Genomic DNA, 2871 nt, shown 5'->3' with positions numbered 1-2871 from the left:
GGCGTGTACGGCGTAGACGCCGATCCCGGTGATGATCGCGATCACCGGCACCAGTGCCCAGTTCGGCACGGCGAGGATGCGGGTGAAGATGCGGATCATTGGGATGTTGAGGATCACCAGCATCACGTTGGCGACGAACAACGACGCGATCAGGCCCCAGACGATGTCTGGCTGCTGCTGGAATAACAGCGGGCCCGGGGTGATGTTGTACAGCGACAGTGCGCCGATCATCACCGCCGTGGTCCCCGAGCCCGGAACACCGAGGGTCAGCATCGGCACCAGGGCACCGCAGGCTGCGCCACCGATGGCGGTTTCCGGAGCCGCGAGGCCACGCATGTCGCCTTGGCCGAAAGTGCCCTTGGCACCGGCGATACGTTTCTCGGTCATGTAGGCCACCGCGCTGGCCAGCGTCGCGCCGGCACCCGGCAATACGCCCATGATGAAGCCCAGCAAACCGCAACGGACGTTTACCACGAACACCGCCGAGGCTTCCTTGAAGTTGAACATCATGCGCCCGGTGGCTTTCACCGCTTCCTGGCCACGGTGGGTTTTTTCCAGCAGCAAGAGGATTTCGCTGATGGAGAACAGGCCCAATACCAGCACGACGAACTGAATGCCGTCTGTCAGATGAATGTTATCCCCGGTGAAGCGGTATACGCCGCTGTTGGCATCGATGCCGACGCTCGACAGAAACAGACCGATCAGCGCTGCAATGAAGGTCTTCAGCGGTCGGTCGCCGGCCATGCCGCCGAGACAGACAATCGCAAACACCATCAGTACGAAATACTCCGCCGGTCCGAAGGCAATCGCCCATTTCGCCAGCAGCGGGGCGAACAGCACCATGCCGCAAGTCGCGATGAAGGCACCGATGAACGAACTCCACGCCGACAGCGACAGCGCTACACCGGCCAGACCCTTGCGGGCCATCGGGTAACCGTCGAGGGTGGTCATGACGGTGGAGGCTTCGCCCGGAATGTTCAGCAGGATGGAGCTGATCCGTCCGCCGTATTCGCAACCCAGGTACACCGCCGCCAGCAGGATCAACGCCGACTCCGGTGGCAGGCCGAGGGCGAACGCGATCGGAATCAGCAACGCCACGCCGTTGATCGGCCCCAGCCCCGGCAGCAGCCCGACGACGGTCCCGATCAAGGTGCCGCACAGTGCGGTCACCAGGTTGTACGGGCTCAGCGCAACGCCGAAGCCCTGACCCAAATAGCCAAGAGTATCCATATCAGTTCTCCAGAACGTCGAGCACGCCCAACGGCAGTGGCACGTCCATCAACTTGTCGAACAGCAGATAAAGACCGATGGCCATCAGGCTGATGATCACCGCGCTGGGCAGCCAGCGGCCGCCATACAGGCGTGCCATCGGGACCCCAATCAGAATGCTGGCGACGATGAAGCCAAGAGGTTCGAAGGCCCCGGCGAACACCAGCAACAGCGCCACGCAGATGCCGATCTTGATCAGGGTTTCGCGGTCCAGTTTCGGGTCGTCATCGCTGTGCACGATCGGCGCCGGCCGAAACACCATGTACAGCAAAGCCAGGCCCATCAAGCCGAGCATCAGCAGGGGGAAGGCGCGAGGCCCGACCGGTTCGTAGGAAAAAGCCGCTTGATACGGCCACGCCATCAGCGCCAGGCCGACACAGGCCAGCAACAGCACCGAAGCAAAAATGCGTTGTATGAGCATGGGGAACTCCTGGGCCACGACCCCGAGAACCGGGGCCGCAGCCGCTAGACAGAGGCGATCACTGGATCAGGCCGAACTCTTTGGCCAGCACTTTGTAGTCCGCGACCTGCTTCTTCACGTAGGTGTCGAGCTCCGGGCCGGTCATGGCGAACGGGAACAGTTCACGCTGATCGCGCAGCTTGGCGAAATCCTCGGAGGCCAGCAGTTTGTCGAAGGCGTTTTTCCACCAGGCGTAGTCTTCGTCGCTGACTTTTGGCCCGAGGTAGAAGCCGCGAACCACCGGCCAGACGATGTTGTAGCCTTGCTCTTTAGCGGTCGGAATATCTTTCATTTCCGGCTCGTCCAGACGCTTCTCGGAGAACACCGCCAGCAGACGCATGTCACCGCTCAGGATGTGTGGCATGGAGTCGGAGATGTCGGTGCTGCCAACCTGGATGTGGCCGCCGAGCAGGGCGGTGGCGATTTCACCGCCGCCTTCGAGGGCGACGTAACGCAGGTCGCGCGGGTTGATCCCGGCTGCCTTGGCGATCAGGGCGGTTTGCATCCAGTCCTGGCTGCCGACGGTGCCGCCGGAACCGATCACCACCGAGCTTGGGTCTTTCTTCAGGGCTTTGACCAGATCGTCCAGGGTCTTGTAGGGCGAATCGCTTTTCACCGCAATGGCGCCATAACTGGTGCCAACGGCCGCCAGCCAGCGCACGGCGCTTTCATCGAAACGCCCGAATTTGCCTTGCGCCAGGTTCAGCAGCGAACCGCTGGACCAGGCCACCAGCGTACCGGCATCGGCCGGGCGCTGAGCGACCACAGCGTTGTACGCCACCGCGCCGACACCGCCGGGCATGTAGGTCACGCGCATCGGTTTGGTCAGCAGTTTTTCGTTGACCAGCGCGCTTTGCGCCAGTTTGCAGGTGAGGTCGAAACCACCGCCCGGCGAGGCTGGGGCGATGCATTCCGGGCGTTTGGGTTCGGCCAGCAATTGGCCGGCGAACAGCATGATGCCGGTGGCCAGAGCAACTTTTCGCAGTGACAGGTTCATTCAAGTCTCCTTAAGAGTTTTTGTTATGGACGTACTGAATTACCAAAGGGCAACGCTATAGCTCACCAGCAGACGCACTTCATCGGCATCGCGAGCGGAGTAGTTGGAACGGTAGGTGGCATTACGCAGGCGTACGGCAACGTCC

At 61.9% G+C, this 2871-nt stretch carries 4 protein-coding genes; all 4 read right to left on the bottom strand.

Annotated elements, in window-relative coordinates; all coding sequences use genetic code 11:
* A partial coding sequence (locus AC1DLB_RS26670; protein ID WP_477785975.1) for a tripartite tricarboxylate transporter permease occupies positions 1–1230 on the bottom strand: 1230 nt, incomplete at its 3' end.
* Position 1231: 1 nt separating this feature from the next.
* Complete coding sequence (locus AC1DLB_RS26665; RefSeq protein WP_018926792.1) at positions 1232–1690, bottom strand: tripartite tricarboxylate transporter TctB family protein; 459 nt, start codon at positions 1688–1690, stop codon at positions 1232–1234.
* Between the two features lie 58 nt (positions 1691–1748).
* Positions 1749–2726: a Bug family tripartite tricarboxylate transporter substrate binding protein gene (locus tag AC1DLB_RS26660; RefSeq protein WP_018926791.1), complete on the bottom strand. Its 978-nt coding sequence runs from the start codon at positions 2724–2726 to the stop codon at positions 1749–1751.
* A 39-nt stretch (positions 2727–2765) separates the two neighbouring features.
* The coding region (locus AC1DLB_RS26655; RefSeq protein WP_477785976.1) for an OprD family outer membrane porin at positions 2766–2871 on the bottom strand (106 nt) is incomplete at its 5' end.

Source organism: Pseudomonas sp. 05N434 (assembly GCF_056396965.1).
This window is presented reverse-complemented; position numbering and strand designations above follow the sequence as displayed.

Coding starts and splice junctions, on each gene's coding strand:
- AC1DLB_RS26665 (WP_018926792.1), bottom strand. CDS start 1,690: ATGCTCATACAACGCATTTTTGCTTCGGTGCTGTTGCTGGCCTGTGTC.
- AC1DLB_RS26660 (WP_018926791.1), bottom strand. CDS start 2,726: ATGAACCTGTCACTGCGAAAAGTTGCTCTGGCCACCGGCATCATGCTG.